At 43.2% G+C, this 25,684-nt stretch carries 32 protein-coding genes and 3 pseudogenes; 9 read left to right on the top strand and 26 right to left on the bottom strand.

From position 1 onward, the window contains the following. Position 1: 1 nt before the first annotated feature. From K6984_RS05730 to nagZ, 4 genes are all read right to left on the bottom strand, one after another. Positions 2–868 carry a YicC/YloC family endoribonuclease gene (locus K6984_RS05730; protein ID WP_221894631.1) on the bottom strand — a complete coding sequence of 289 codons (867 nt, stop codon included), beginning with the start codon at positions 866–868 and terminating at the stop codon, positions 2–4. Next, positions 861–1,625, bottom strand: coding sequence for an S-methyl-5'-thioinosine phosphorylase (locus K6984_RS05725; RefSeq protein ID WP_221894630.1), 765 nt, complete (start codon positions 1,623–1,625; stop codon positions 861–863). The genes K6984_RS05730 and K6984_RS05725 overlap by 8 nt, the downstream gene beginning before the upstream one ends. Before the next feature lie 136 nt (positions 1,626–1,761). Next, a complete protein-coding gene (locus K6984_RS05720) occupies positions 1,762–2,304 on the bottom strand; it encodes a hypoxanthine-guanine phosphoribosyltransferase (protein WP_221894629.1) in 543 nt (180 codons plus the stop codon). Next, positions 2,297–3,316: a beta-N-acetylhexosaminidase gene (gene nagZ, locus K6984_RS05715; protein ID WP_221894628.1), complete on the bottom strand. Its 1,020-nt coding sequence runs from the start codon at positions 3,314–3,316 to the stop codon at positions 2,297–2,299. The genes K6984_RS05720 and nagZ overlap by 8 nt, the downstream gene beginning before the upstream one ends. 119 nt (positions 3,317–3,435) lie before the next feature. On the opposite strand from nagZ, the gene mltF reads away from it, so the two are divergent. The 3 genes from mltF to K6984_RS05700 all read left to right on the top strand — a co-directional run bounded on the left by mltF (position 3,436) and on the right by K6984_RS05700 (position 5,708). Further along, positions 3,436–4,794 carry a membrane-bound lytic murein transglycosylase MltF gene (mltF, locus tag K6984_RS05710; RefSeq protein ID WP_221894627.1) on the top strand — a complete coding sequence of 453 codons (1,359 nt, stop codon included), beginning with the start codon at positions 3,436–3,438 and terminating at the stop codon, positions 4,792–4,794. Between the two features lie 306 nt (positions 4,795–5,100). Further along, positions 5,101–5,475 (top strand): hypothetical protein, encoded by a 375-nt coding sequence (locus tag K6984_RS05705; protein ID WP_221894626.1) that lies wholly within the window; start codon positions 5,101–5,103, stop codon positions 5,473–5,475. Between the two features lie 89 nt (positions 5,476–5,564). Further along, entirely contained in the window at positions 5,565–5,708 is a 144-nt protein-coding gene (locus K6984_RS05700) for a hypothetical protein (RefSeq protein ID WP_221894625.1), read from the top strand. A gap of 256 nt (positions 5,709–5,964) precedes the next feature. Here K6984_RS05700 and K6984_RS05695 read toward each other — a convergent pair whose 3' ends face one another. Beyond that, a complete protein-coding gene (locus K6984_RS05695) occupies positions 5,965–6,420 on the bottom strand; it encodes a hypothetical protein (RefSeq protein ID WP_221894624.1) in 456 nt (151 codons plus the stop codon). A 12-nt stretch (positions 6,421–6,432) separates the two neighbouring features. Between K6984_RS05695 and K6984_RS05690 the strand changes: the two genes are divergently transcribed. Continuing rightward, positions 6,433–6,582: a hypothetical protein gene (locus K6984_RS05690; RefSeq protein ID WP_221894623.1), complete on the top strand. Its 150-nt coding sequence runs from the start codon at positions 6,433–6,435 to the stop codon at positions 6,580–6,582. Positions 6,583–6,872: 290 nt separating this feature from the next. Here the strand turns inward: K6984_RS05690 and K6984_RS05685 are convergent, their stop codons facing one another. The 8 genes and pseudogenes from K6984_RS05685 to tnpC form a co-directional block, all read right to left on the bottom strand. Beyond that, positions 6,873–7,667: a transposase gene (locus tag K6984_RS05685; RefSeq protein WP_338024462.1), complete on the bottom strand. Its 795-nt coding sequence runs from the start codon at positions 7,665–7,667 to the stop codon at positions 6,873–6,875. Further along, complete coding sequence (locus K6984_RS30660) at positions 7,612–8,172, bottom strand: hypothetical protein (RefSeq protein WP_230987929.1); 561 nt, start codon at positions 8,170–8,172, stop codon at positions 7,612–7,614. The genes K6984_RS05685 and K6984_RS30660 overlap by 56 nt, the downstream gene beginning before the upstream one ends. A 73-nt stretch (positions 8,173–8,245) precedes the next feature. After that, positions 8,246–9,064, bottom strand: coding sequence for a transposase (locus K6984_RS05680; protein WP_221894621.1), 819 nt, complete (start codon positions 9,062–9,064; stop codon positions 8,246–8,248). A gap of 213 nt (positions 9,065–9,277) precedes the next feature. Further along, the gene (locus tag K6984_RS30655) at positions 9,278–9,502 is read right to left on the bottom strand and encodes a putative signal transducing protein (protein WP_263458666.1); all 225 of its coding nucleotides are present in this window, start codon (positions 9,500–9,502) and stop codon (positions 9,278–9,280) included. A 79-nt stretch (positions 9,503–9,581) separates the two neighbouring features. Continuing rightward, positions 9,582–11,039 carry a pyridoxal phosphate-dependent decarboxylase family protein gene (locus K6984_RS05670; RefSeq protein WP_221894619.1) on the bottom strand — a complete coding sequence of 486 codons (1,458 nt, stop codon included), beginning with the start codon at positions 11,037–11,039 and terminating at the stop codon, positions 9,582–9,584. A 245-nt stretch (positions 11,040–11,284) separates the two neighbouring features. After that, positions 11,285–11,743, bottom strand: a complete 459-nt coding sequence (locus tag K6984_RS05665) for a chloride channel protein (protein ID WP_230987927.1) — start codon at positions 11,741–11,743, stop codon at positions 11,285–11,287. Between the two features lie 524 nt (positions 11,744–12,267). Beyond that, positions 12,268–12,966 (bottom strand): hypothetical protein, encoded by a 699-nt coding sequence (locus tag K6984_RS05660; protein WP_230987926.1) that lies wholly within the window; start codon positions 12,964–12,966, stop codon positions 12,268–12,270. An 84-nt stretch (positions 12,967–13,050) separates the two neighbouring features. Then, positions 13,051–14,460, bottom strand: a pseudogene (tnpC, locus tag K6984_RS05655) (IS66 family transposase). A gap of 314 nt (positions 14,461–14,774) precedes the next feature. Here tnpC and K6984_RS05650 point away from each other — a divergent pair. Next, positions 14,775–14,972 carry a hypothetical protein gene (locus K6984_RS05650; protein ID WP_221894617.1) on the top strand — a complete coding sequence of 66 codons (198 nt, stop codon included), beginning with the start codon at positions 14,775–14,777 and terminating at the stop codon, positions 14,970–14,972. Here the strand turns inward: K6984_RS05650 and K6984_RS05645 are convergent. Continuing rightward, entirely contained in the window at positions 14,950–15,660 is a 711-nt protein-coding gene (locus K6984_RS05645) for a transposase (protein WP_221894616.1), read from the bottom strand. The genes K6984_RS05650 and K6984_RS05645 overlap by 23 nt on opposite strands. Before the next feature lie 548 nt (positions 15,661–16,208). Here K6984_RS05645 and K6984_RS05640 point away from each other — a divergent pair. Beyond that, complete coding sequence (locus tag K6984_RS05640) at positions 16,209–17,507, top strand: transposase (protein ID WP_221894615.1); 1,299 nt, start codon at positions 16,209–16,211, stop codon at positions 17,505–17,507. A 20-nt stretch (positions 17,508–17,527) separates the two neighbouring features. On the opposite strand, the gene K6984_RS05635 is transcribed toward K6984_RS05640, so the two are convergent. The 7 genes from K6984_RS05635 to K6984_RS05605 all read right to left on the bottom strand — a co-directional run bounded on the left by K6984_RS05635 (position 17,528) and on the right by K6984_RS05605 (position 22,033). Continuing rightward, a complete protein-coding gene (locus tag K6984_RS05635) occupies positions 17,528–17,905 on the bottom strand; it encodes a cold shock domain-containing protein (RefSeq protein ID WP_221894614.1) in 378 nt (125 codons plus the stop codon). Between the two features lie 22 nt (positions 17,906–17,927). Then, positions 17,928–18,272, bottom strand: coding sequence for a (2Fe-2S) ferredoxin domain-containing protein (locus K6984_RS05630; protein ID WP_221894613.1), 345 nt, complete (start codon positions 18,270–18,272; stop codon positions 17,928–17,930). After that, positions 18,265–19,596, bottom strand: coding sequence for a precorrin-3B C(17)-methyltransferase (cobJ, locus tag K6984_RS05625; RefSeq protein ID WP_221894612.1), 1,332 nt, complete (start codon positions 19,594–19,596; stop codon positions 18,265–18,267). Before cobJ ends, K6984_RS05630 begins: the two co-directional genes overlap by 8 nt. 136 nt (positions 19,597–19,732) lie before the next feature. Then, entirely contained in the window at positions 19,733–20,185 is a 453-nt protein-coding gene (locus K6984_RS05620; protein WP_230987925.1) for a cobalamin biosynthesis protein, read from the bottom strand. A gap of 28 nt (positions 20,186–20,213) precedes the next feature. After that, positions 20,214–20,942, bottom strand: a complete 729-nt coding sequence (locus K6984_RS05615; protein ID WP_221894611.1) for a cobalamin biosynthesis central domain-containing protein — start codon at positions 20,940–20,942, stop codon at positions 20,214–20,216. A 133-nt stretch (positions 20,943–21,075) separates the two neighbouring features. Further along, positions 21,076–21,786: a transposase gene (locus tag K6984_RS05610; RefSeq protein ID WP_221894610.1), complete on the bottom strand. Its 711-nt coding sequence runs from the start codon at positions 21,784–21,786 to the stop codon at positions 21,076–21,078. A 4-nt stretch (positions 21,787–21,790) separates the two neighbouring features. Continuing rightward, a complete protein-coding gene (locus K6984_RS05605; protein WP_221894609.1) occupies positions 21,791–22,033 on the bottom strand; it encodes a hypothetical protein in 243 nt (80 codons plus the stop codon). Between K6984_RS05605 and K6984_RS32675 the strand changes: the two genes are divergently transcribed. Further along, positions 21,990–22,124 (top strand): hypothetical protein, encoded by a 135-nt coding sequence (locus K6984_RS32675; RefSeq protein WP_263458657.1) that lies wholly within the window; start codon positions 21,990–21,992, stop codon positions 22,122–22,124. The two genes, K6984_RS05605 and K6984_RS32675, sit on opposite strands and share 44 nt — an antisense overlap. Next, entirely contained in the window at positions 22,105–22,281 is a 177-nt protein-coding gene (locus K6984_RS05600) for a hypothetical protein (RefSeq protein ID WP_221894608.1), read from the top strand. Before K6984_RS32675 ends, K6984_RS05600 begins: the two co-directional genes overlap by 20 nt. Positions 22,282–23,213: 932 nt before the next feature. On the opposite strand, the gene K6984_RS36010 is transcribed toward K6984_RS05600, so the two are convergent. The 4 genes and pseudogenes from K6984_RS36010 to K6984_RS05585 all read right to left on the bottom strand — a co-directional run. Beyond that, entirely contained in the window at positions 23,214–23,567 is a 354-nt protein-coding gene (locus tag K6984_RS36010; RefSeq protein ID WP_420831646.1) for an IS3 family transposase, read from the bottom strand. Between the two features lie 14 nt (positions 23,568–23,581). Beyond that, positions 23,582–23,740 carry a hypothetical protein gene (locus tag K6984_RS05590; protein WP_221894607.1) on the bottom strand — a complete coding sequence of 53 codons (159 nt, stop codon included), beginning with the start codon at positions 23,738–23,740 and terminating at the stop codon, positions 23,582–23,584. A 27-nt stretch (positions 23,741–23,767) separates the two neighbouring features. Beyond that, on the bottom strand, positions 23,768–23,896 hold the full coding sequence (locus K6984_RS32670) for a hypothetical protein (RefSeq protein WP_263458596.1): 129 nt from the start codon (positions 23,894–23,896) through the stop codon (positions 23,768–23,770). 321 nt (positions 23,897–24,217) lie between these two features. Further along, a pseudogene (locus K6984_RS05585) lies at positions 24,218–24,388 on the bottom strand (integrase core domain-containing protein); the annotation flags it as partial. 159 nt (positions 24,389–24,547) lie between these two features. Between K6984_RS05585 and K6984_RS30650 the strand changes: the two are divergent. Next, complete coding sequence (locus K6984_RS30650; RefSeq protein ID WP_230987924.1) at positions 24,548–24,697, top strand: hypothetical protein; 150 nt, start codon at positions 24,548–24,550, stop codon at positions 24,695–24,697. Here the strand turns inward: K6984_RS30650 and K6984_RS30645 are convergent. Next, positions 24,660–25,659 (bottom strand): annotated as a pseudogene (locus K6984_RS30645) (IS3 family transposase); the annotation flags it as partial. The gene K6984_RS30650 and the pseudogene K6984_RS30645 overlap by 38 nt on opposite strands. Between the last annotated feature and the right edge of the window lie 25 nt (positions 25,660–25,684).

Genomic DNA, 25,684 nt, shown 5'->3' with positions numbered 1-25,684 from the left:
TTTATTCAATATTCTGTACTTGCTCGCGCATTTGTTCGATCAGCACTTTAAACTCGATAGAAATCGCGGTCATTTCTTTGTCTGCTGATTTTGAACCCAGGGTATTGGCTTCTCTATTCATTTCCTGCATTAAGAAATCAAGGCGGCGACCTATGGGCTCATTTTGTTCTAAAACGCGCAACACTTCAACGATATGTGTATTGAGTCTGTCCAGTTCTTCGTCCACATCCAGTTTTTGGGTAAGTAGCACCATTTCCTGTTCTATCCGGTCGTTATTTGGTTCGCCCACTAATTCAGCAATATGGTGTCTGAATTTAGTGCGTAAATGCTCTAAAACCAGGGGTATGCGATTTTGTGCCTGACTAACCAGTTGTTGCATTTTTACACAGCGACTGGAAATTAGCTGGCTAAGTTGAGCGCCTTCACGTTGGCGTGCCTGTAATAAATTCTCAATAGCGGTTGCTAATAGCTGCATTAATACCTGCAATAGAGCCGTCTTATCGCTTTGCTTCTCAATTTGTATGCCGGGAAAGGCCAGCACTTCAAGTGCTGAAAAAGCCTGAGGATTTTCCATTTGTTGCTCAATACTCTGGGTGGTGGAAAGTAATGCCGAGACTGCATCCATATCTAGCGTAAGCTGTTGCTGTGCCAGGCTGTGTTTTTTATAGCTCAGGCTACATTCGATCTTACCGCGCTTTAGTTTGTCGCTCATGTTGTGGCGGATATTTGCTTCGGCAAAGCGGAAGCGCTCCGGTACTTTTATATTAATATCACAATAGCGGTGATTGACCGAGCGTAACTCACAGTTTATCGTCAGGTTTTCAAAGTCCATTTCGCTATTCGCAAAAGCAGTCATGCTATTAGTCATCTGTAGAGCCCTGTATAGATGCGTGTATGAAAAACTGTTGTAAAAGTTGTTCGGTATCCGTCATGCCTTGCTCAAGGTTTTTAATGATCTCTGGCATGCTAATTTCACCTGAGGATTTACCTGCTGCCCAATTGGCAACCACAGCAATACAAGCATAAGGAATTTCCAGTTCTCTGGCAAGTGCGGCCTCCGGCATACCGGTCATACCTACTAAATCACAGCCATCTCGTTGCAAGCGCGTGATTTCAGCTGCTGTTTCCAGTCTGGGCCCCTGCGTACAGCCATACACTCCATTGGGCTGAATATTGAGTTGCAATGCCGTTGCGCTGTTAATTAGTTGCTGGCGTAGATTTTCGTCGTAAGGGTAGCTAAAGTCAATATGATTGACTGGCTCCAGTTCAGCAGCAAAATAGGTATGCTCCCGGTCATAACTATAATCAATGATTTGCTCCGGAATAGCGATACGCGCAGGTTGCATTTCTGGCGTAATCCCCCCAACTGCCGCAACAGCAATAATCTGCTCGGCGCCAGCTTGTTTTAATGCCCAGAGATTCGCTCGATAGTTAACTTTATGTGGCGCAATAGTGTGCGGGTCGCCATGACGTGCCAGGAAAATGATTGTTTGCCCACAAAGCTCGCCTATGGTGCAGGCAGACGAAGGCAAACCGTATGGTGTCTGCTGATGGGTTTGCTCGATAATTTTTAACGATCCCATTTTCGTCAGGCCTGAGCCACCGATAATTGCAGTTGTTTTCATTTTATAAATATAGGTTAGGCAATAAATGTGCGCATCAGTAGACAGTTGTTTTAGCTATTATTGTAGGGCGCGGCTTTAGCCCGCCAGTGCAAACACCCAAAGGCGGGCTAAAGCCACGCCCTACAGAGGTTTGTTGTTACAGCTCAGTACAGGCATAGATCCCCGCTGCATTACGCAAATAGCCCTTATAGTCCATTCCATAGCCGTATAAATAGTGGTTAGCTACGGATAAGCCTATAAAGTCAGCTTGTATGGGTTTGATTTTATTTAGCTGTTTTTCGACCAATACCGCACCAAAAATCTGGTTTGCACCTTGTTCCTGACAATACTGATAAATAGCATTGAGAGTAATACCTTCATCAAGAATATCATCAACAATAAGCACGGTTCGATCTTGCAGAGAACTTACCGGCTTGTGTAACCAGTTTAAATCACTACCAGTAGTTTGCCGGCCATAACGGCTAACATTAATAGCATCGAGAGTTAAAGGGAAGGTTAGCCGGGTGATTAGCTTTCCTGTTATTATGATACCGCCATTCATAACACACAGTATGACTGGATTCGTATCAGCCAGGCACGAGTTGATTTTTTCTGCCATCGCGTCTATGGCGCTTTCTACTTCATTAAACGGATGTAATAAGCGGGCAGTTTTTTGTACTTGCATTATTTCATTAAGCATAAGCACTCGATAGTTGGGTTAACTGTTGACTCGCTGTTTTCCATCGGCTGCTTTGCTTAAGCTCTTGGGCAGTAAGGCTACTCTTTCCTAACATCGCTAGTAGGCGCTGATCACGTATAGCATTATGTTCAATCGGCGTGGATTCCAGTACCTGTTCGGCTGCGGATTCGTTATTGCAGACCAGAATCATATCGCAACCAGCTTGACGTGCAAGTTTGGCGCGCTCATCGAAATCACCGACGCAGGCAGCGCCTTCCATGCTCAGGTCATCGCTAAACACAGCACCATTAAAGCTAAGTTGCTTGCGTAAAATCTCGTTTATCCAGATTGCAGAAAATCCGGCAGGCAGCTCATCAATAGCGGGGTAAACCACATGGGCAGGCATAATGCCTTCCAGTCCTTCGTTAATTAACTGCTTAAAAGGCAGGATATCTTTACTGTTTATAGTGTCTAAGTCCCGCTTATCAATCGGTAAAGTCAGGTGAGAATCCAGAGCAACTGCGCCATGTCCAGGAAAATGCTTTCCCGTTGCAGCCATGCCCGCACTTCGCATTCCTTTTGTAAAACTACTGGCGAGCTGGCAAGTCAGTTCGGGATCTGGTGAAAAAGAGCGGTTAGCAATAATCTGGCTAACGCCGCAATCTATATCCAGTACCGGTGCAAAGCTAAAGTCTACACCTAGAACCAGCAATTCAGCTGCCATCAACCAGCCTGCTTCTTCGGATAATTCAGGATTTTCGGTAAAAGCAGCAACAGGGGGCAGGCGAGTAAAGCCATTTTGAAAGCGCTGTACCCGGCCACCTTCCTGATCAACAGCAATGAGAATCGGGCCGTTTCTGGCCGCTTTGATCTGTTTACATAGTTCGGCTACTTGTCTGGGTTCGGCATAGTTTCGGGTAAATAAAATGACACCCCCTGTATTCGGATGAGTAATCTTTTCTATATCATATGGGCTGAGCATCGTGCCCGAAATATCAATCATGATAGGGCCAACTGGAAGCGTTTTTTTCATTTTAGCTGTGCATAAATTAAGTTTGAACAAACATTATAAACAATCTTTGCTATTATCATTCAAGTATGCGCAAAATGTTTCGGTATTAGAGATTTATTCAGCAACATAAACATAGAAAAATGACCTTCAGACTCTATAGGCTCCTGCTGTTTTTTATATTCTACGGGCTTCTGCTGGGCAGTTGTAGCGAAACTGACCCGGTGATGAAGGATATACGCCGACAGGGTAAATTAATCGCCTTGACGCTGAACACATCAACGACCTATTACCTTCGCGAGAATGATACCCCTATGGGATTTGAATATGATTTGACTAAAGCGCTAGCTGACTCACTGAATATCGATGTGGAATATAAGGTAGCAGATAATATTGAAGAAATGTTGAGTGCTATTAACAATGGTGAAGGGCATGTCGTTGCGGCAGGTTTGACTCGCACCAGTGCGCGTGAACAGCAGTATCTTTTTGGTCCTGATTATAAAACAGTGCAACAGCAAGTGGTTTGCCATCGCAAATCAAAGTTACCTAAAAACATAGATGATTTACTTGGCAAGTCTATTTTGATTATTGCGCAAAGCAGCTATCAGGAAGCCTTGCAAGAGCAGCAAAAAGAATATCCTGAATTAAAATGGCAAGCTACTAGCAAGCTATCTACCGAGCAAGTGTTGGAAAAACTGGTTAAAAAGGAAGTAGATTGTACTATAGTGGATTCCAATATTTTTTCTTTGAACCACCGTTATTACCCTGACTTGGAAGAAGCTTTTCCATTCTCGGAGCAGCAGAGCCTGGCGTGGGTGCTGCCTCCGGATTCTGCTGCGTTTAAACAATATGTCACTGACTGGTTTCTGCAAATAGAAAGCAATTCAACTTTGAGTATCATCAATGAACGCTATTATGGCTATGTAGATATATTTGATTTTTATAATAATCATATCTATTTAAAGCGGATTAAGTCGCGACTCCCCAAATATGAAACTGCCTTTAGAGAAGTAGCAGAACAATACCAGATTCCCTGGACTTTACTGGCGGCACAGGCGTATCAGGAGTCTCACTGGAATGCAGGAGCACGTAGCCATACAGGTGTTAGAGGGCTGATGATGCTGACCCAGAGTACCGCTAAGGCTATGGGTGTAAAAAATCGCAATAACCCCCGGCAAAGTATAAAAGGTGGGGCAAAATATCTAAATCAGATGCGCAAAAGAGTCCCTGAGGATGTGGTTGCAGAAGATCGTATCTGGTTTGCTCTAGCGGCATACAATATTGGCTTTGGCCATTTACTCGATGCCCGAAAACTGGCCAGGGACTTAGGTAAAAGTCCCAGTACCTGGCATGACCTAAAAGAAGTTTTTCCCTTATTAAGTCAAAAAAAATATTACAAAAAACTGGAGTACGGCTATACCCGAGGCACCGAGCCAGTCAAATATATAGACCGGATACGCTATTATCAGGATGTGCTGGTTAACACTCTGGTGACTGGGTAATTCGAGTAGCCGAGTTTAAATACTGAAGTTTCCCAATTATTGAGTAGCTGAAATACACAATGCTGGTGTATTTCAGCTACTCAATAATTGGGAAACTTCAGTACCTAAACAAAGCAGCCTATAACCTACCTGAAGGTAGCACCACTCGAATATTTCCATCTTTTTGATTTTAATCACTTATAACAGCAAATAGACACTCTGTAGGCACCGTAAAAAACAACAAATAATTTCAAATAAAGCTTGCATTTGCCGAAAAAATTCTTCTAAGAATTTCCGTTTTAATCACCTCATAAACGGATATCACCCATGCTTAAAGACCTACCACTCTCTGAACATATTCACCAACACTGCAATGAAAGTATGGAACGTGCCCTGTTAGCAGAGCGTCATCCTTTGTGGGCTCGTTCATGCCCAGAGTTGAAGGATATCGACTTTATTCGCTTTGGGTTATTACGCTGTATCAGTGTAGTCGATAGTGGTCGCCATTTCCTCCAAACCAATGAACAGATTTATGGCCAGCGGCTTCCCCACTCAACGTATTTTAAATCACTGAAGTCGCATAGACGAACAAGTATGCTTGAGGCATTGAACAGCAGAGCTATCATCTTCACTCTGAAACACTGCTATCGCAAGACATTGATTATCTTAAAGCATTCCCGGAACTTGACGAATACACCATAGAAGCAGCGGATGGACATTTTATTGATCATACCTGCCATACTGAAAAAAACAGCAAGGGGAAAGTTTATGCGGCCGGGGGGATTTACGCGTTGAATCTCAGAAGTGGGTTGCTCAGATTTCTTTGTCTGGTGACAAACGGAACTCAGAGGCATCAAGAAATACCTGTGTTACGAGATCATATTGAAAAGCAAAACAAAGGAACAGAATATAAAGCAGAGCTTCTTCCTGCTTAAAAAAGAGTTCTAACAATAAAAATGCATAATCGAAGATAAAAATCAGCATGTTAAATCAGTAAGCAACAGAGAGATTCGAGCTCGTGAAACAGATTCGAAAACATGTCCGCGTAAATATCATAGAGCCAGGGTTAGCTACTCTATTAGAGCTCGTACATAAGTTCGTATTTATTTCTTTAATTAATTAATTAAAGAAATTTATTGTTGACACTCGATGTTCAAGTTTTTCCATCCCATTGCCATCAAACTCTTACCTTCACCCAGCAGAACAATACTTTAATGATGCTGTTGGCCCTAAGCGCCCTAAATCTCTGCCAATCATATGTCTTCCTGATGGCATCAGTTGAAACACATCCTTTATTAATTCACCTAACTCTTTCAGCTTATCACCAGGATCTGGAAACTCTAGCAATGACGTGATGAACTCAAGCAGTACATCCATTTGAGACTTGCGCTGTAAGCTACCTACGGTATACGCAGGTAGTTTGCTTTCAATGCGGGCTATTTGCTCTGGGTGAAGGAGAAGGCAATGGTCAAACAAAAGACTCAGAACCAGGCCAAGGCTTGATCCCTCTTCATCCGCTGTCAGCCCCGGACGGGCTGATAGTCTCCAGAAGGCGCAGGGAAATTTGCCAATCCGAAGTGCGCGATAGCGCGCGAGGGAGGCTAAAATTTTATCCCGAATAGCCGTAGAGCCATTTGAGGTAGCCATGACTGAGCTGCTTTGTGCTCAGTCTGTGGCGGACGCAGGGCGGCTGGAGCATCTCCTATTCGCTGCGTAGGTGAACGAATTACGGCGACAGGAGTCCCGGAATTTCGTGAGGTAGCATGGCGCGCCTGTAATTGTTTGGCTTCACGCCCCCATCCTTCATAAAGCTTCCAGTCCTCAAAGAAAACCTTAATCAGCCATCTCAACGTATAGGCTTGAATAATATCTTGTGTGCGCCAAGTCAGGTCTGTCGCCACTAAATAGCGATAGTAGTTTTCACCGTCATATTTTAAGGCAATGACAAAGCGTTTTTTACTGTGAGAACTCACCTTTAATTGTGCACTGCTGACAGTCACTTTAATCTCTTTGCCGCCACGTACACGTATTATCTGATCAATGCCTTTGTTAATCGAATTAAAGTAGCTCTCGACTGACCTTATTCTACCTCTATATCATCAGTGTTCCCCTATCAATTGAGGCCGTGAAACTAACCTCGCCACAAGAGAGCTCATAAAGCACTGTAAAGACATTCCTGTTATTATTGCGTTTTGAACTGCTCGAATGGTATACGAGCTGATACGAGATATTCTTGCCTGGAAAAATAATGGATTCACAAAACGATCTCTTTTTTGCGCCTGTTGCTGCCTAATCTCCAGAGCCTCGCTATATTTTTTATCCGATGGATGAATCAATTCTGGCGGTTGTGTTTTTGAAATCTCTTCAAACACGCGCATTAAATTATAGCTCATTGCAGTCAGGCGCATTTGATTTTCAAGTGAGCGGGTATTGGAAGACCAAGCTTTAGTTTCCTTGAAATTACTTTTAGTGTTATTGAATGTCTTTTCAATCGTCCATCGCTTGAAATACAGCATGGCAATGGTTCCAGGGTTAATAGTCATTGGCAAGGTTGTCACAAACCGGTGAAGTTTTCCGGTTTCTGGACCACGGAAATCCACCACGTTAAATTTGATGCCCTTGTTTTCGTACACACTGTATGCTTCAACTCCTGTATTGATCTCATGCTGGGAGTCAAAAGGGATAGACTCAACCAGAGTCGCAATTGAATTTTCTTTTAGCATTGAAATCATGTAATTAGCATGTCGTTTCTGCCGATCCCACCAGATAAAGTCGGTGACGGCTTTATCGTAGACATAGAGATGTTTCTGAGAGCTGTTATTTCCCTTGTTTTGCTTTTCAATATGATCTCGTAACACAGGTATTTCTTGATGTCTCTGAGTTCCGCTTGTCACCAGACAAAGAAATCTGAGCAAACCACTTCTGAGATTCAACGCGTAAATCCCCCCGGCCGCATAAACTTTCCCCTTGCTGTTTTTTTTCAGTATGGCAGGCATGATCAATAAAATGTCCATCCGCTGCTTCTATGGTGTATTCGTCAAGTTCCGGGAATTCTTTAAGATAATCAATGCCTTGCGATAGCAGTGTTTCAGCGTGAAGATGATAGCTCTGCTGTTCAAATGCCTCAAGCATACTTGTTCGTCTATGCGACTTCAGTGATTTAAAATACGTTGAGTGGGGAAGCAGCTGGCCATAAATCTGTTCATTGGTTTGGAGGAAATGACGACCACTATCGACTACACTGATACAGCGTAATAACCCAAGGCGAATAAAGTCGATATCCTTCAACTCTGGGCATGAACGAGCCCACAAAGGATGACGCTCTGCTAACAGGGCACGTTCCATACTTTCATTGCAGTGTTGGTGAATATGTTCAGAGAGTGGTAGGTCTTTAAGCATGGGTGATATCCGTTTATGATGTGATTAAAATCAAAAAGATGAAAATATTCGAGTGGTGCTACCTTCAGGTAGGTTATAGGCTGCTTTGTTTAGGTACTTCTTCTTTCAATGGGAACACTGATGCTCTATATTCAATATTTTGGTTTTTACGTAATTGGCTAATCACCTGCGAGCCTCCAGATTCTTTAGCGGCTTCGTCCATAAAGGCTTTTTCACCATACAGCGCATCAGCCAGTACGCCTTTAATTTTAATAAGGCTATGCGCAACTTTAAACTCTTTTAATAAGCCTAATGCAATCTCTGTTTTGGTCGGGTAGGCACTGTCACGTTCAGGCTTAATAGGCCGATCTTTTTTTGCTATACCGCTCTTTTTCAACCGTTTATCTTCTTTATCCCACTGCTTTAAGGCTGGATCCGGCATATAAAAGAAAAAACCGACAGGCACTGTAATGGATGAGGTAACTAGCAGCAATAATACTATCGTTTGTCCATTAACATACCCGCGGGAGCCTTTGTGTTTCTGCTTGTAAACCTTATAAATACGTTTTGTAGGCTTAGATCGTGCTCGGTCTGATTCATCAAAGGCCAACACACCTTCAGTAATGCCATAACGTTTTAAAATTAAGACCACACTCACCCGTAGCAACCAGTCCCAGGGTATACTTGCTTTACGAAACACCCAGGATAATGCGGCTACTTTGCAATCTCCAAGGCTTGCTCGCTCAAACTTAGCCCAGCAAACAGAGTTCATTAGCAGTATGCCCGTTAAACAAGTGCCCAACCAAACGGCTTGAATCCGTGTCAAAGCGGCTCCGGGTTTTAGCTGATTGAGCGCATCATTTAAATCGTCAATATAGCTTTGGATAAAGGTGGCTGGGGCATTCATTAACATGGGCTTACACCGATAAAATTACAACAACCTCAGAATACCTGATTTTACCTTCTCAATATCAAAAACTTGAACATCGAGTGACACGGGGGAGTCCACATAAGTTGCGTAGCCAGCTATGCGCCTATTTTAGCGCCTTGCTCTCGACAAAAATCAGTGCACTATAAATTCCGCATCCGTGACCGCGCGAAGTATATATCCGGCTTCTAGGTTAAATCAGCTATTGATAAAAGAATTGCTATCATATGCCTTTATGATTTCATAAGCCTGCACAATTTTTTCATCGGCAACCCATAAAGATACATTGCCGGAAGCCGGTAATTCACCGATACCACCTTGTAAATAATAGCCACCGATATAGAAGTCAATATTTTGCTGTTCAAGCATACCTTTGACAATATGCGCTTCAATCAGGTCGCTGGCGTCGTAAATACATTGCATAATAAAGTTTTTGGAGTCCTGATTGTGTAAAAGGAATATGTTATTTACTATACTTCGCATAGCCACGCGTAGCATAGCATTAACAGCTACTTGTATTTGCTAGCAGCTTATTGCCTGCTTTTACAACAGCATCTACCAATTCTCTTGCATGTTTTTCTGTGGTTCTAGCCCCGACAAAACAGGGACGAATCACTAATATGCCATTTATTATAGTGGTACTGGGAATGCAGTTCCCTTCTTGGACTAACTGGCGGTGGATCTGCTTATTCAGGGCGTTAAGGTCTGGCATGTGAGGGCTGATATAACGAAAGCAACAAATTGATAATGTAGGCTCTTGTACCACTTCCAGATCAGGGTGTTTGTGAGCCAGATCTGCCACAAGCTGCGCCATATCATTGTGACGACAAATACGTTCCTGCATCCCTACTTTACCGATTTCGCGAATAAGCGCCCAGACTACTGCACCGCGCGACGGTGCAGATAGCTCTACGCCAAAATCATGGTAGGGTACGCCCATACTGTGCATGGAGTTTTGAATATTATCGTCATGGCAAGCACCTTCAAGATAATCCGCAGCTCCCTGGCTAAAGGCGCGATATAAAATGCTCCGGTCACGCACATAAGTTGCACCTATGCCCACAGGAGCGCCTAGCCATTTGTGTGGGTCAACAATCACCGAATCAGCGAGTGATAAACCGTCGTATAAATGCCGAATACGAGGATCGAGGATGCCGGGTAAGCCATAGGCACCATCGATATGAAACCAGGTTTGATAATCTGCCGCAATCTCGCCAATTTCGCACAAGGGGTCAATTGCACCAGTATCTGTTGTTCCTGCACTGGCGACCACTGCAACGGATACAAATCCCTTGTTAATATCGGCTTGTAGTTGCTGACGTAATGCCTGTGGGGATAAGCGTCCGTTTTTATCAGTAGCAATGGTCACTAGAGCAGATCGTCCCATGCCCAATACTGCTGCTGCGCGATGTATGGTGCGATGACATGCGCTACTGACATAAACCCGGCAAGCTCTTGGTATACCATCTTCAGCTACATTAATGCCCAGCTGTTCAAATGCCCACTGCCTGGCAGCTCCCAGAGCGACTAAATTAGCTACTGAGCCTCCACTACTATAGATACCTTTCATTGCAGATGGCAGCTCAAACATCTCTGCCATCCATTGCAGGGATAGATCTTCAAGGTAGTTAAATGCGGTCAGGCCTACACGTTGTGGTGCTGCAACTGTTCCACTCAAACTGGCTAGTACGCCTATTGAGGTGGCACCAGTCGTAATAAAAGAAGTGCAGCCCGGTTTTGGGACTTGAGAGCCATTGGGAATCAAGTGCTTACCCATGATTTCAAGCAATTGCTCGCAAGCTATTCCTTGCTGTGGTAAAGATCCACCTAGAGCTGCTTTCCAGCTGTATTCATTGCTCATGGCATCGTGATGCTCAAAGCGCAGATACTGATCCAGATCCGCACCTAATTGCTGCAATAACTTAGGTAAGTTTCCACACTCTGCGCGTTCTTGAGACATATTGCTATCCTGCTGATTTTATAACCTAGAAACCGCAGTTGAGCGCGGATTTTGTGGAGAATCTGAGTGCGAAAGACAAGGCACAGCTCGCAGGCAATGGCTGTAGCCCTTGGCAAGAGCTGTAACGCAGTATTTTGTTCTCAGATTTATTCACAAAACCGTGAAGCGAGGTATATTCACTCAGCAGGTGATAAGTATTTACATTCATTGTATTTGACATTCAGTCATTTATGGTGTTTGGGCGGTCAACTGCGGTTTTTAGGTTTAAGCGTACGCTGCAATAAAATACTGTAAATCGGCTTGCCGCCTAATAATTCCGCAGTCACGGTGGCGGTAGCGACGGTTAGTATTAACGGCAAAATGAGCGAGTAGTTATTGGTTAACTCTATGCTTAAGGCAATGCCGGTGAGCGGCGCTCTGACGGTTGCAGAAAATAGCGCACCCATGCCTGCAATTGCAAACAACCCCGGTTGTAAATCGAGCCCGGGGAAATAGACATTGACATAATGCCCGTACCAGATTTCAAGCAGCGTACCTAATGCCAGCATCGGCGCAAAAATACCTCCGGGAGCGCCAGAGCTGTAGCTAAGTATCGTGGTGCCGATACGCATAAAAAACAATAAAATCAGCAGGCTGATCGCACCTGTGTGTTGTAGAGCCCAGAGCAGCGTTTGATCACCACTGCCGATAGTATTCGGCCACAAGCTACCCAAATCATCAGTGTTCCCCTATCAATTGAGGCCGTGAAACTAACCTCGCCACAAGAGAGCTCATAAAGCACTGTAAAGACATTCCTGTTATTATTGCGTTTTGAACTGCTCGAATGGTATACGAGCTGATACTCGATGTTCAAGTTTTTCCATCCCATTGCCATCAAACTCTTACCTTCACCCAGCAGAACAATACTTTAATGATGCTGTTGGCCCTAACCCATCTTCGTCACTTTCATCTTTCTAAGCCATTGATTCATCGGTTTAAGCGATTTTTTGTCGAAAAATTCTCTTTAAAATCAATGGTGTTTTTTTTGAAAGTTTTGTAGTGCCATTTATATTATTTTTGTCGATAAATTCATTGACTTTTGTCAAAAAAATCATCATTATTTGAGTGTAATTTACATGCGACAAAAATACTCTAAAAAATCCAACGTTTTATACAAAAACACAAAATCTGTAGTGCCAACTGGCTACTTTTTAAAATTTCAACCAATTGATTTATAACAACTACATCATCAATAGTGACGAAGATGGGCTAAGCGCCCTAAATCTCTGCCAATCATATGTTTTCCTGATGGCATCAGTTGAAACACATCCTTTATTAATTCACCTAACTCTTTCAGCTTATCACCAGGATCTGGAAACTCTAGCAATGACGTGATGAACTCAAGCAGTACATCCATTTGAGACTTGCGCTGTAAGCTTCCTACGGTATACGCAGGTAGTTTGCTTTCAATGCGGGCTATTTGCTCTGGGTGAAGGAGAAGGCAATGGTCAAACAAAAGACTCAGAATCAGGCCACGGCTTGATCCCTCTTCATCTAATTGTTTGGCCTCACGCCCCCATCCTTCATAAAGCTTCCAGTCCTCAAAGAAAACCTCAATCAGCCATCTCAACGTATAGGCTTGAATAATATCTTGTGTGCGCCAAGTCAGGTCTGTCGCCACTAAATAGCGATAGTCGTTTTCACCGTCATATTTTAAGGCAATGACAAAGCGTTTTTTACTGTGAGAACTCACCTTTAATCGTGCACTGCTGACAGTCACTTTAATCTCTTTTCCGCCACGTACACGTATTATCTGATCAATGCCTTTGTTAATCGAATTAAAGTAGCTCTCGACTGACCTTATTCTACCTCTATATTCAATATTTTGGTTTTTACTTAATTGGCTAATCACCTGCGAGCCTCCAGATTCTTTAGCGGCTTCGTCCATAAAGGCTTTTCACCATACAGCGCATCAGCCAGTACGCCTTTAATTTTAAGTAACTACTCAGCGAAGCTGAGTAGTTCAATGAAATTATAAAGCAAATTCAGGTAACTTTCCCTCAAAGACCAAGGTCATTGCCTGAGTTGCACTTAGACCTTGTTTACGGCACGTTGATAAATACCCTCTGACACGACAAAATATCTCTGCACCCTTGGTACTACGAAAGCAGCCGGATATTTTCTGTTGAACCTTGGTCATCCGAATCGAATTTTCTGCGGCATTATTGGTAAATGGCACCCAGGTATTTGTCATGAAGCGCAAGACATCCTCTTCATAATTAATCAGCCTTTCCAGTAAGTTTCTAGCTTTACTGCGTTTTATTCGCTCCCGTTTTACTTCTTTAGGCTTATCGGGTGGTGGGCATTCGATCTCCGCTTTGCCAAGTAATTCTCTGTATTGTACCTTCCATTTTTCTGCTTCTTTATGTAGTAGCATGCCACCTGCTTCATTGACGGCATCATTCATTTTTTCAAGTAGTCGTTTCATTTCAAGCGCCCACTCCTGTTTATCCTGCTCCTAGGCGCGCGTTAATTCCCTCAAATGATGTGCATTACAAAGCGAATGAGTACAATCATATTTATAGTAGGGCTTCCAATGATCATGACATAAAATCCCATGAAAATGGGGTAAAATACCAATGTCATTCATTGCCTCTGTGCCACGTTTGGCATGGGGAAAGAAGTGTGTCCACTGAACATTGGAGGCCCCATGTAGCCAATGGCGCTTACCATTAATATTAATGCCTGTTTCATCCGCATGAATGCACGCTGATTCGACTAAGTGTTCTTTACTGATAGTTTCAAACCCAGCCAACTTCTCATAGGCCAGTTCATTGAAATTATAGATAGAACCTTCACTAATCGGCATACCTAATTGATCAGCGAAATACTCCTGTATTCGGTTGTAGGGCAATAACTGATATTGCGAAAGATAAACCACATGGGCTTTTATCCCATTACCATATTGCGCAGCCTTAGTAACCTCATCTGGAAAAGGAGCGATAAAACACTGACCTTTTCCATTTATCAACCGTTGCGCCTGGTATTCTGTCACTACCCTTGAGATATCAATATCGAATACCTGGCGTGTTTCAAAGCCATCTGCCGTGTATCGCCCTTTTGGCAAGGTACGGCGATCAATGGTAATGATCTCGATTTCATCCGGGTCATCTATTTTTTGAAGTGTCGTGCCGACATGCGATTTTTGTCCGCCAGAAGGCTTATCTGATTTTTTTCGATTCCCTTTTTTACGTTTGGGATCACTTGCAGGTGGTTTACTGCTATTTTTGCTGTTCAGTGTCACTCGATTGAGTAATACCGTGACTAATAATAGAATCACTTCCAGTGCTGATTTTAGCGCAGGCGATATATCACGCTCAGTTTCAAGTAACTGTTTGGCATGACTGATTGCGGAATCAACATCGATGAAGTCTATTTTCAAAGGGTAACCTGTATTGCTTTAAGGACAGGCTTATTATCTCATGGGTTTTAAATCCCGAATTTTCCTTGTTTTAAGCGATTGTAAGGCGAATAAAAAAGTTCTTCGAGGTCGTAGATGTTTAAGGGGACATTTTGTGATGACTATAGCGATAGAAGCAATAAAGCGTGGATTAATCGACTGTTGGGCAGTTTACTAAAAATCACAAAAACCAGACTAAAACCCTGTCAAGAACTTTTTTAATTATTCAGGCGCGCCATGCTACCTCACAACATTCTGGGACTCCTGTCACCAACATTCATTCGCCTACGCAGCGAATGGGAGATGCCCTGGTCGCCCTGCGTCCGTCTCAACTACTCAACTACGCACAAAACCCTGCTCAGTTAAGTCTACCTCAAATGGCTGGACGGCTATTCGGAATGCAATTCTTGCCTCCCTCGCGCGCTACTAGCGCACTTCGGATCAGCGAATTGCCCTGTCGCCTACCAGAGACTAAAAATCATCACTCCGCTTAGGCTCCGTTTCCCTGATTTTAAGCGTACGCTGAGTAGTTACAATTTTAATCAGGCTATGCGCAACTTTAAACTCTTTTAATAAGCCTAATGCAATCTCTGTTTTGGTCGGGTAGGCACTGTCACGTTCAGGCTTAATAGGCCGATCTTTTTTTGCTATACCGCTCTTTTTCAACCGTTTATCTTCTTTATCCCACTGCTTTAAGGCTGGATCCGGCATATAAAAGAAAAAACCGACAGGCACTGTAATGGATGAGGTAACTAGCAGCAATAATACTATCGTTTGTCCATTAACATACCCGCCGGAGCCTTTGTGTTTCTGCTTGTGAACCTTATAAATACGTTTTGTAGACTTAGATCGTGCTCGGTCTGATTCATCAAAGGCCAACACACCTTCAGTAATGCCATAACGTTTTAAAATTAAGACCACACTCACCCGTAGCAACCAGTCCCAGGGTATACTTGCTTTACGAAACACCCAGGATAATGCGGCTACTTTGCAATCTCCAAGGCTTGCTCGCTCAAACTTAGCCCAGCAAACAGAGTTCATTAGCAGTATGCCCGTTAAACAAGTGCCCAACCAAGCGGCTTGAATCCGTGTCAAAGCGGCTCCGGGTTTTAGCTGATTGAGCGCATCATTTAAATCGTCAATATAGCTTTGGATAAAGGTGGCTGGGGCATTCATTAACATGGGATTACACCGATAAAATTACAACAACCTCAGAATACCTGATTTTACCTTCTCAATATCAAAAACTTGAACATCGAGTGATAGGAATAATAACGTGGGAAAAGTAGAGATTCATGTTGTATCGAGGTGAGGGGAAAGGGTGAGCCATGCCCACCCTTGTTAAGGAACCAGGATTTATTAATATCCGAAACTATATTATGTAGGGTGTGCTGAGGTACGAAGCGCACCATTGTGTGATGCGCTTCGTACCTCAGCTCATCCTACAGGATTCGGGTTTTATTTAATCCTCAATCCTAATTGATTTTGCTATAAAACCCATCAGTGTTCCCATTGAAAGAAGAAGTACCTAAACAAAGCAGCCTATAACCTACCTGAATGTAGCACCACTCGAATATTTCCATCTTTTTGATTTTAATCACTTATAACAGCAAATAGACACTCTGTAGGCACCGTAAAAAAACAACAAATAATTTCAAATAAAGCTTGCAATTGCCGAAGAAATTTTCTAAAAATTTCCGTTTTAATCACCTCATAAACGGATATCACCCATGCTTAAAGACCTACCACTCTCTGAACATATTCACCAACACTGCAATGAAAGTATGGAACGTGCCCTGTTAGCAGAGCGTCATCCTTTGTGGTCTCGTTCATGCCCAGAGTTGAAGGATATCGACTTTATTCGCCTTGGGTTATTACGCTGTATCAGTGTAGTCGATAGTGGTCGCCATTTCTTCCAAACCAATGAACAGATTTATGGCCAGCTGCTTCCCCACTCAACGTATTTTAAATCACTGAAGTCGCATAGACGAACAAGTATGCTTGAGGCATTTGAACAGCAGAGCTATCATCTTCACGCTGAAACACTGCTATCGCAAGGCATTGATTATCTTAAAGCATTCCCAGAACTTGACGAATACACCATAGAAGCAGCGGATGGACATTTTATTGATCATGCCTGCCATACTGAAAAAAACAGCAAGGGGAAAGTTTATGCGGCCGGGGGGATTTACGCGTTGAATCTCAGAAGTGGGTTGCTCAGATTTCTTTGTCTGGTGACAAACGGAACTCAGAGGCATCAAGAAATACCTGTGTTACGAGATCATATTGAAAAGCAAAACAAGGGAAATAACAGCTCTCAGAAACATCTCTATGTCTACGATAAAGCCGTCACCGACTTTGTCTGGTGGGATCGGCAGAAACGACATGCTAATTACATGATTTCAATGCTAAAAGAAAATTCAATTGCGACTCTGGTTGAGTCTATCCCTTTTGACTCCCGCCATGAGATCAATACAGGGGTTGAAGCATACAGTGTGTACGAAAACAAGGGCATCAAATTTAACGTGGTGGATTACCGTGATCCAGAAACCGGAAAACTTCACCGGTTTGTGACAACCTTGCCAATGACTATTAACCCTGGAACCATTGCCATGCTGTATTTCAAGCGATGGACGATTGAAAAGACATTCAATAACACTAAAAGTAATTTCAAGGAAACTAAAGCTTGGTCTTCCAATACCCGCTCACTTGAAAATCAAATGCGCCTGACTGCAATGAGCTATAATTTAATGCACGTGTTTGAAGAGATTTCAAAAACACAACTGCCAGAATTGATTCATCCATCGGATAAAAAATATAGCGAGGCTCTGGAGATAAGGAAGCAACAGGCTCAAAAACGAGATCGTTTTGTGAATCCATTATTTTTCCAGGCAAGAATATCTCGTATCAGCTCGTATACCATTCGGGCAGTTCAAAACGCAATAATAACAGGAATGTCTTTACAGTGCTTTATGAGCTCTCTTGTGGCGAGGTTAGTTTCACGACCTCAATTGATAGGGGAACACTGATGATAAAACCTGTAGGTAGTTCATTGCGTAAGTTCTATGCTTAAACCATTGCTACAGTCATTTTCTGGTTGTAATACTTTGGTTAGCACCCCGTAGGTAATGGCACTGGCAATAATTGCCGTAATCAGCACTGTTAAAAAGGTATTGCAACCACCGGATGCATCGCGGAATGGCTCTACACCTTCGATAATTGCATTGCTGGCTTTGGTTTTGCCGTTTTCTTCGATTAAGTCGTAATGAATAATATCACCGACTCGTGGACGTCGGCTCATATTATTGAGTGATGAAATATGAATAAATACATCGTCTTCTTTATTGTCACTTTCGGTACGGATAAAACCGAAGCCTCTATCATCTTTCCAGGCTGCGATAGCCCCGGTATATTCTTGTTTAGCCATATAAACCTCGTTCTTCGTTGCTTTATATCGTCGCGCCTGGCCCTTGGTGATAAATGTAGTCGGTAACAGGCGCACCACCCAGCAGATGTTCTTTGATAATGCGATCTAATTTTTCGCTGGTAACATCATAATACCAGACTCCATCCGGTTGTACGCAAATAAGAGGCCCAGATTTGCAGGTTCCAAAACAGGTGGCTCGGCTACGTTTGACTCGCAATGCACCTTCATTCAAACCGGATTGCTTGAATTTATCTTTTAATTGATCGTACAGCGCTTGCCCTGCACTGTTTTCAGAGCAGCGCTCGCCTACACAGACCAGCAGGTGGCGAGTATAATTCATCATTTTAGGTTTAATTTTATCAGTCATTGTTTGGCTCCTCTATTAGCGCTTGCCAGGTCTGCATATAGGCATTAATTTTTGTGGCACTAAATTCGCCATTCTCTTTCATTAGTAACAATCTGAAAACTAGATGGCCTTTATTATCAATAAAGTTCACCCCATAGGACTTATCTGTACGACATGCCAGATAGGCAGCATTGACTTTGCTCCAGTTGATATGGCAATGGAATGCATCGGTTTCAATATTTAACCAGTCACCGCGTAATTGAAAATCCTTTGCCCGGAGAAATAACTCAGTTACTGCACCCGCTTCTGCGCGCACTATACCACGTAAATGCCCCCAGCTTTCACAGGCGCTAACCACTTCATTTAATTTGCCAGCTTGAATGCGTGCGGCTTTATGTTCACCTGCGCTTTCACCTGCGGCGATGGCACTTAGTACTTCACCTACGACTACGCCAAAATAATCAGCTATTTTCTCCAGCGTTAACCCAGGATTATCTGCTACATACTGACGTAAACAGGCATACCAACCTTCTAGCCCCATAGTCAGGGAAATCCCTGCTTTTTCTCCTTCTTTTGCGGCGCCAGTCAAACTACTGTATTTATTGGCATATCCGCGCGGGGTAATCATCAAGCCGTGCTTGATAAAGGTCGATGAGTTACCAATCAGTACGGTGGTTAGCATGCCTATTTCACAATCAGACATTTCATCCAGGCGTACCAGCTGTATATCCTGTCGACGTCGATAGGCAGATTTAACAATGGCAACCGGAGTGTCAGGGCGACGATAACGTAATAATATTTTCTGCGCTTCAACGATCTGCTGCGTACGTCGGCCACTTTTTGGATTATATAAAGCAATAACGAAGTCAGCGTGTCCTGCGGCTTCTATTCGTCTGGCGATCACTGGCCATGGCGTTAATAGATCAGATAGGGAAATCGAGCAGAAGTCATGCGTTAATGGTGCTCCCACTAACGATGCACAGGCGGAAAGTGCGGTACTTCCCGGGACTATTTCTACCTGAATATCATCAGTGGGTGTCCAGCCGGCTTGTAATAATACTTCGTAGGTAGGCCCGGCCATGCCATATACGCCGATGTCTCCCGAAGAAATCAGGGCAATCGTTTTACCCAGTTTTGCCTGTTCATAGGCTTCGATACAGCGGTCGATTTCTTCGGTCATGCCTTTTCTGATGACCTCTTTGCCATCGAGCAAGTCTTTGACTAACTTGATATAGGTGGTGTAACCAATGACTACATCGGATTCTGCGATGGCAGATTTGGCCTTGAATGACATATGCTCTTCAGCGCCTGGGCCAAATCCGACTAAATAAATTTTTCCGTTCATCTTAGAAATTCCAGTTGAGCGCTGATATATTCACAAAACTGTGAAGTGGGGTATCTTCACCTGATAGGTGATAAGCATTAATAATCATTTTATATTCTAATCAGTGATTTATAGCGATCAACTGCGGTTGACAGGATCATGCCATTGTTCTCATTCTTACGATGGATACTGTGGCATTTTTTCCATCTGCGCCACGGTATTTGTATTTTTCGACTAGTAAATCGCTCATGTCGGTATCTGCGGCTAAAATGGCTGCTGCTTCAGATACCGACGGCGTGCCTACATATTTCATTACCACTGCGGATGGGCTAGGAACAGGGACGGCTGCTAACTGTTCCGCTGTGTAAAAATGCAGTGGTAATACAAGTTTCTTAGCTAAATCTAACAGCGCTACTTCATCCTGTTTTTTATCAATGCTGGCCAGTTGCACCACTTTCTCAAGTCTTAAATTGGCAGAATCCAGGGCTTTAGTTATGGCTGTTTCCACGGTAGTTAATGACGTACCCCTATCACAGCCTAAACCTAAAGCTAGTACAGTACTGTATTGCATTTGACGGGTAGAGCTGGAGTCATGTTTTGGATTTACCATTATCTATCAAACGACTGCTGTATTAGCTTCATTCAGGAACCCTGTAGACCACAAGGCTTTCATTGAGTTGTTGCAACAGGCCATCAGTAATTTCCTGATTAGTAACCCATAATACTGCTTTGAATTGATTTAAATCGACATCATTAAAGCTGTCGAATAAATGAATATTTTTCGGTAAGGGGCTGCTACGCGTCCACCAGTTTTTGCTGCCAGCATCCTGTACAAATGCAACCGGCTCTTCATTCACAACATGAGCAGAAACACGGGTGATATTGATTTTTGGCGCTTCAACTTGCCAGCCCAGTTCACGACCTAAAATATCCACAGGGATAGTCTTGCCTACATCTGAAGCGGTGGTTAATACCGGAGTGGCTGCCAGTAAATCAGCCAGCATTTCAGCGCAGGCATTGGCGCCGCCAACATGGCCCGATAACACCGGAATGACAAACTGAGCTGCATCATCAACAACAATAATGCCCGGGTCTTCATCTTTTGATTTTAAAAACGGTGCGACCAAGCGTACCACTGCTCCCAGAGACACAAAAAAAACAATTTGATCATATTTGCTAAACAGGCCGGAAATTTGCTCGCGAAAAGGTCCATTATAGAAGTGACTGGAATTATCAATATTCTGCAATAATTCACGGAATTTATCGGCGACTAGAATATCTGCATCGGGAAGTTTTGCAGCAAGTTGTGCAACTTGATTTGCGCCATGCTTGGTAATGGCGACTAGAGCAATTTTAGGAGAAGACATGATTTTACGCGATTATAAAAATGAATATTATAACCTAGCTGAAGTTTCCCAATAATTATTTATGGTAAAATTGAAACTATGCTACAACTATAGTTTCTCAGATAAATAATTTCCAAATTTGGAGCGCTTAAACTTAGGCGGTAACAACGAAATCTTCCCGCAATTTTTGCATAACACAAATCACTTTACTGGCATCATGCATATAAGTGTTAAAAGTTTGCACAACTGAATCATGAAGATCTTCAAAAGTTTTAAAATACTTCATATGAGTCGAATCGCGTTTCGTATTTTTCCATAATTTCTCAATCGGATTAAAATCCGGCGAGAACGCAGGGAGACGTTCTACTGTCAAACGATCTACATTAGCTAACTTAAATTCCTTAATAACACCGCTTCCATGATACGGGGCACCATCTTCAATTAGAATAATCTTGCCTTTATAATAAGCCAGCAATTGTGTTAAAAACTCAACATAGCTTTCACCATTAAAACGCCCAGATGTTTCAGCGTGTTGTAATATCATTGGCTTATAACTCTCGATTAAGACGTTGTCGGCAATAGAATATATCGCTTCCATAAAAAGCTTCTGTGTTGGATATTTCTCATTTTTTAAGCTTTTAAGAATAGCTAAAAATTCTTGAGGCAGCCCAGCCTCTTTTAAAAGTCTAAGTGACTTTGGTTTTATCTCATAAGCCAATGATTCTCGGTATTGAAAACTCCCTCCTTCGAGTTCGATCGTACCAAACATTTTCAACCCTTTTCGAATCCCTGATGTTTTCACTGTGGGTTGCTCTCCTATTGGAGCCCAGGTTCGTGCCAATGAACCCCACATAGCAAATGACACCTCATCACCGAATAAAACGACACTCTTTTCTTCTACCGCTGAAAATCATGGAAACGGAGCTTAGCGAAGTGGTGATTTTTAGTCCCTGATAGGCGACAGGGCAATTCGCTGATTCGACGTGTGCTAGCAGCACGCGAGAGGAGCAAGAATTGCATTCCGAATAGCCGTCCAGCCAGTGAGGTAGTAATGACGAAGCGGCTTTTGTGCGTAGTCGTTGCGGACGCAGGGCGTTCAGGGCATCTCCCATCCGCTGCGTAGGTGAACGAATTATGGCGACAGGAGTCCCGGGATTTCGTGAGGTAGCATGGCGCGCCTGTAGTGATTGGCAATATCCATAATGGCGATGGCATTATCCGCCCTAAAATCAGTTATGAATGGCAAGACAATCTTAAAACCTGGATCGGAGCTGATATTTTTTATGGTAACCAACAGGGTGTGTTTGGGCAATTTGATAATAATAGCCGGGTGGTGATGGGTGTGGAGGTTTCGTTTTAATGAAGTGCCATAGGACTCTGCTACCCACCTTTCCCCTCAGTTGCGGGCAACATTTGCAGAGAATATCGCCAAGCTCAACAGTTGACCGCCATTTTGAAGCGGTTGGCTTGCAAACAATATTTTGGTTACCAAACATACCAAACTCTTGAACCGCGCCGTCCAAATCTTTCGTATCAAGCCAATCTATCGATACAAAATACTCGCATTTTTCTTCATCATCAGCGAACTCTCAGTGATACGTTCCTTCGCTAAGGACACCCAACGCGGGAGAATCACCTTTATCGGTTGTTATAAAAAATTCCTTTGCCGGCTTTACCTCGCTAACGACATTGCCTACACCCACAAAACCTGATCTAGGTACTTTCACCCAAACTCTGTCGCCAGGTTGAAGTGTAATGGTCAACAAAAACCGGACACTATTTAAGACTGAAGTTTCCCAATTATTGAGTAGCTGAAATACACAATGCTGGTGTATCGAGGTTTATTTTAGGTGGTTTTGCAATGTTTATAGCAAACCCCTACTTAATTCCCCTTAGGCAATAGCATTTGAAACGAATGAAAAGACTATTTTTTCATATAGTTGTAGCATAGTTTCAATTTTACCATAAATAATTATTGGGAAACTTCAGTTTAAGATACTTTCCTATAACTCGATGTTCAAGTTTTCAGCTATAACTGGGCTAAGAAAAGTAAATTTTTCCGGCTTTGTTTTATAGGTGATTGATTTACAATGATGTTGATGCTTTCTTTGTCAGTAAAATTATCAATAAAATCAATCAGTTAAAAAACTTGAACATCGAGTATAAAACTCACTCTCAAATTGTAATGGTGATTGATAACCTAATTTTGAGTGAGCACGTTTACCGTTATAAAAAGCTACACATCAATAATGCTATTGATTGCTGCTTCTTTGGTTCTAAAGTTTTGGTCATTTAACTCCTCATGCTTAAGGCTGCGGAAAAGCGTTCTGTTGGTGCATTGTCCCAACAGTTACCTTTTCGACTCATACTCTGCTGCATTTGCATGATATTCAGGTGTTGACGATACTCATAGCTTGCATATTGGCTCCCTCTATCCGAGTGGTGCAATACACCGGGCGCGGGTTTTCTTCCCCAAAAAGCCATTTGCAGTGCTCTGACACATAATGATGTTCGCATATGATCACCAACTGCCCAGCCCACAACCTGTCGAGAAAATAAATCAATAACAACAGCTACATAGAGCCAGCCTTCAAGTGTCCACACATACGTTATATCGGTTGCCCAGACCTTATTGGGCTCTGCCACCTCAAACTCACGATTCAGCGTATTCGGTGAAATGGAATGATTATGGTCACTCGCTGAAAATCAGGGAAACGGAGCTTTAGCGAAGTGAAGATTTTTAGTCCGCGATAGCCGTAGGGCCGTTGTTTTGTCGGAGTCTGAGCGTTAGCGAAGGTGGAGACAAAATAAAAGGCCATCCGACACGGCGTCAAGTCATTTGGAGCCTATGTTCCGACCCCTTGTTGGGTCGGGACGAGGTGACGAGGACGAATCGGGGCCGCCGGAGGCATAAGTGGTCGCGTTAAGTTTTTGCTGCTTGCTTGGGCTGGGATGCCCAAAACAAGCTTTCGCAAAAATAGCGACTCCCCGAGTCAGTTATCACTTTAACTACTTAGGGTAGCGTACTTCCAGGCCTAGCAGTGCCATTGCTTGTCTGACTTTATAGCGTCCCGCATTATATAATACTCCCCATTGTCCAGACCAATTTATTAAATAGTTAAGATAGCCCTTCCCTTTTTATATTAATAATTTGTTATTATTGCGCCGCAGGCGTTTTGATACTACTCTTTGCCGACTGCGGTGAAATGTGGTCAAAGGGTGAATTAGTGTGGGTAAGTTCGTGGGAAACGGCTTTATCGTTTTCCATCAGCTTATCCACACGTTCCGTAGGAAATTCACGCTTTGTCCACATGGAGTCCGCCTGCAGGGACTCTCACGTATAGACCGTTTTTTTTATAATAAACCTCCGCTGGCGTTCGATAGTCCAAGGACTGATGAATTCGCCTGTGATTGTAAAATTCAAAATAGTCTTTCAGCCCTAAATATGCTTCATTCACTCGCTGAAAATCATGGAAACGGAGCTTAGCGAAGTGGTGATTTTTAGTCCCTGATAGGCGACAGGGCAATTCGCTGATTCGACGTGTGCTAGCAGCACGCGAGAGGAGCAAGAATTGCATTCCGAATAGCCGTCCAGCCAGTGAGGTAGTAATGACGAAGCGGCTTTTGTGCGTAGTCGTTGCGGACGCAGGGCGTTCAGGGCATCTCCTATCCGCTGCGTAGGTGAACGAATTATGGCGACAGGAGTCCCGGAATTTCGTGAGGTAGCATGGCGCGCCTGGTCTGAAAGTCATTCAGATAGACCTTTTCATACTTGACTGATCGCCACAATCGTTCAACAAAAATATTATCCAATGCGCGGCCTCTGCCATCCATGCTAACACGGATTCCTTTCTCCAATAAGGGCCCTGTAAATCGATTCGTTGTGAATTGACTTCCCTGGCCCGTATTAAAGATTTCACACTGTGATGAACTTAGTGTTTCATTAAGGGCTGCTATGCAAAAGTCTGCGTCCATTGTCGTACTTAACGCCCAATTAAGTACATATCGGCTATGCCAGTCAATAATGGCCATCAGATAGACAAAACCATGCTTCATGCGGATGTAGGTAATATCCGTACTCCAGACCTGATTGCATCGCTCGATCTGCAGGTTCCTCAGTAAATAAGGATAGATCTTATGCTCTGAGTTGCCATGACTTAGTCTTGGCTTTGGATATACCGCTTCCAGCCCCATCTGCCTTAGTAACCGTCTCACTCGCTTCGGATTGACCTGGTGCCCTTGAGATCTCAAATGCTCCGTCATTTTCAAGACACCGTAAAAGGGTGTTTCGGTATATTGTTTATCCAATTCATGCATCAGCATCAGGGTATAGTCATCTATGCCAACGGGTCGGTAATATAAACTTGACCTGTTGATGCTCAACAAGCAACACTGCTTTCTGATACTTAACTCTGAATGACCTGGCTCTATCCACATTTTTCGAGTCGCAAGTGGAAGAGTCATAGATTTTTTTTAGAAAATCATTCTCTACTTCCAGTTGCCCTATCTGCTTGTACAGATCGTCAACTAAAGCCTGCTGGTCATTATCCTGTTGTTTCCTTTTAGTCGAGAATGCTTCAGGAATAACCTCTAATACAGCTTTTTTCCAATTGTTGATTTGTGTTGCATGAATACCATATTTCGCGGTAATTTCAGCTCTTGTCTTTTCCCCTTTTAGTACGTCTAATACCACTTTTACTTTGGTTTGCGTACTATGCTTCTTCCGATTTATGGTCATTTCTTAATCCTCAGTTTTGAGGGCA

Origin of the sequence: Bathymodiolus japonicus methanotrophic gill symbiont, from assembly GCF_019721995.1 — a bacterium.
Lineage (GTDB): Bacteria > Pseudomonadota > Gammaproteobacteria > Methylococcales > Methylomonadaceae > Methyloprofundus.
This window is presented reverse-complemented; position numbering and strand designations above follow the sequence as displayed.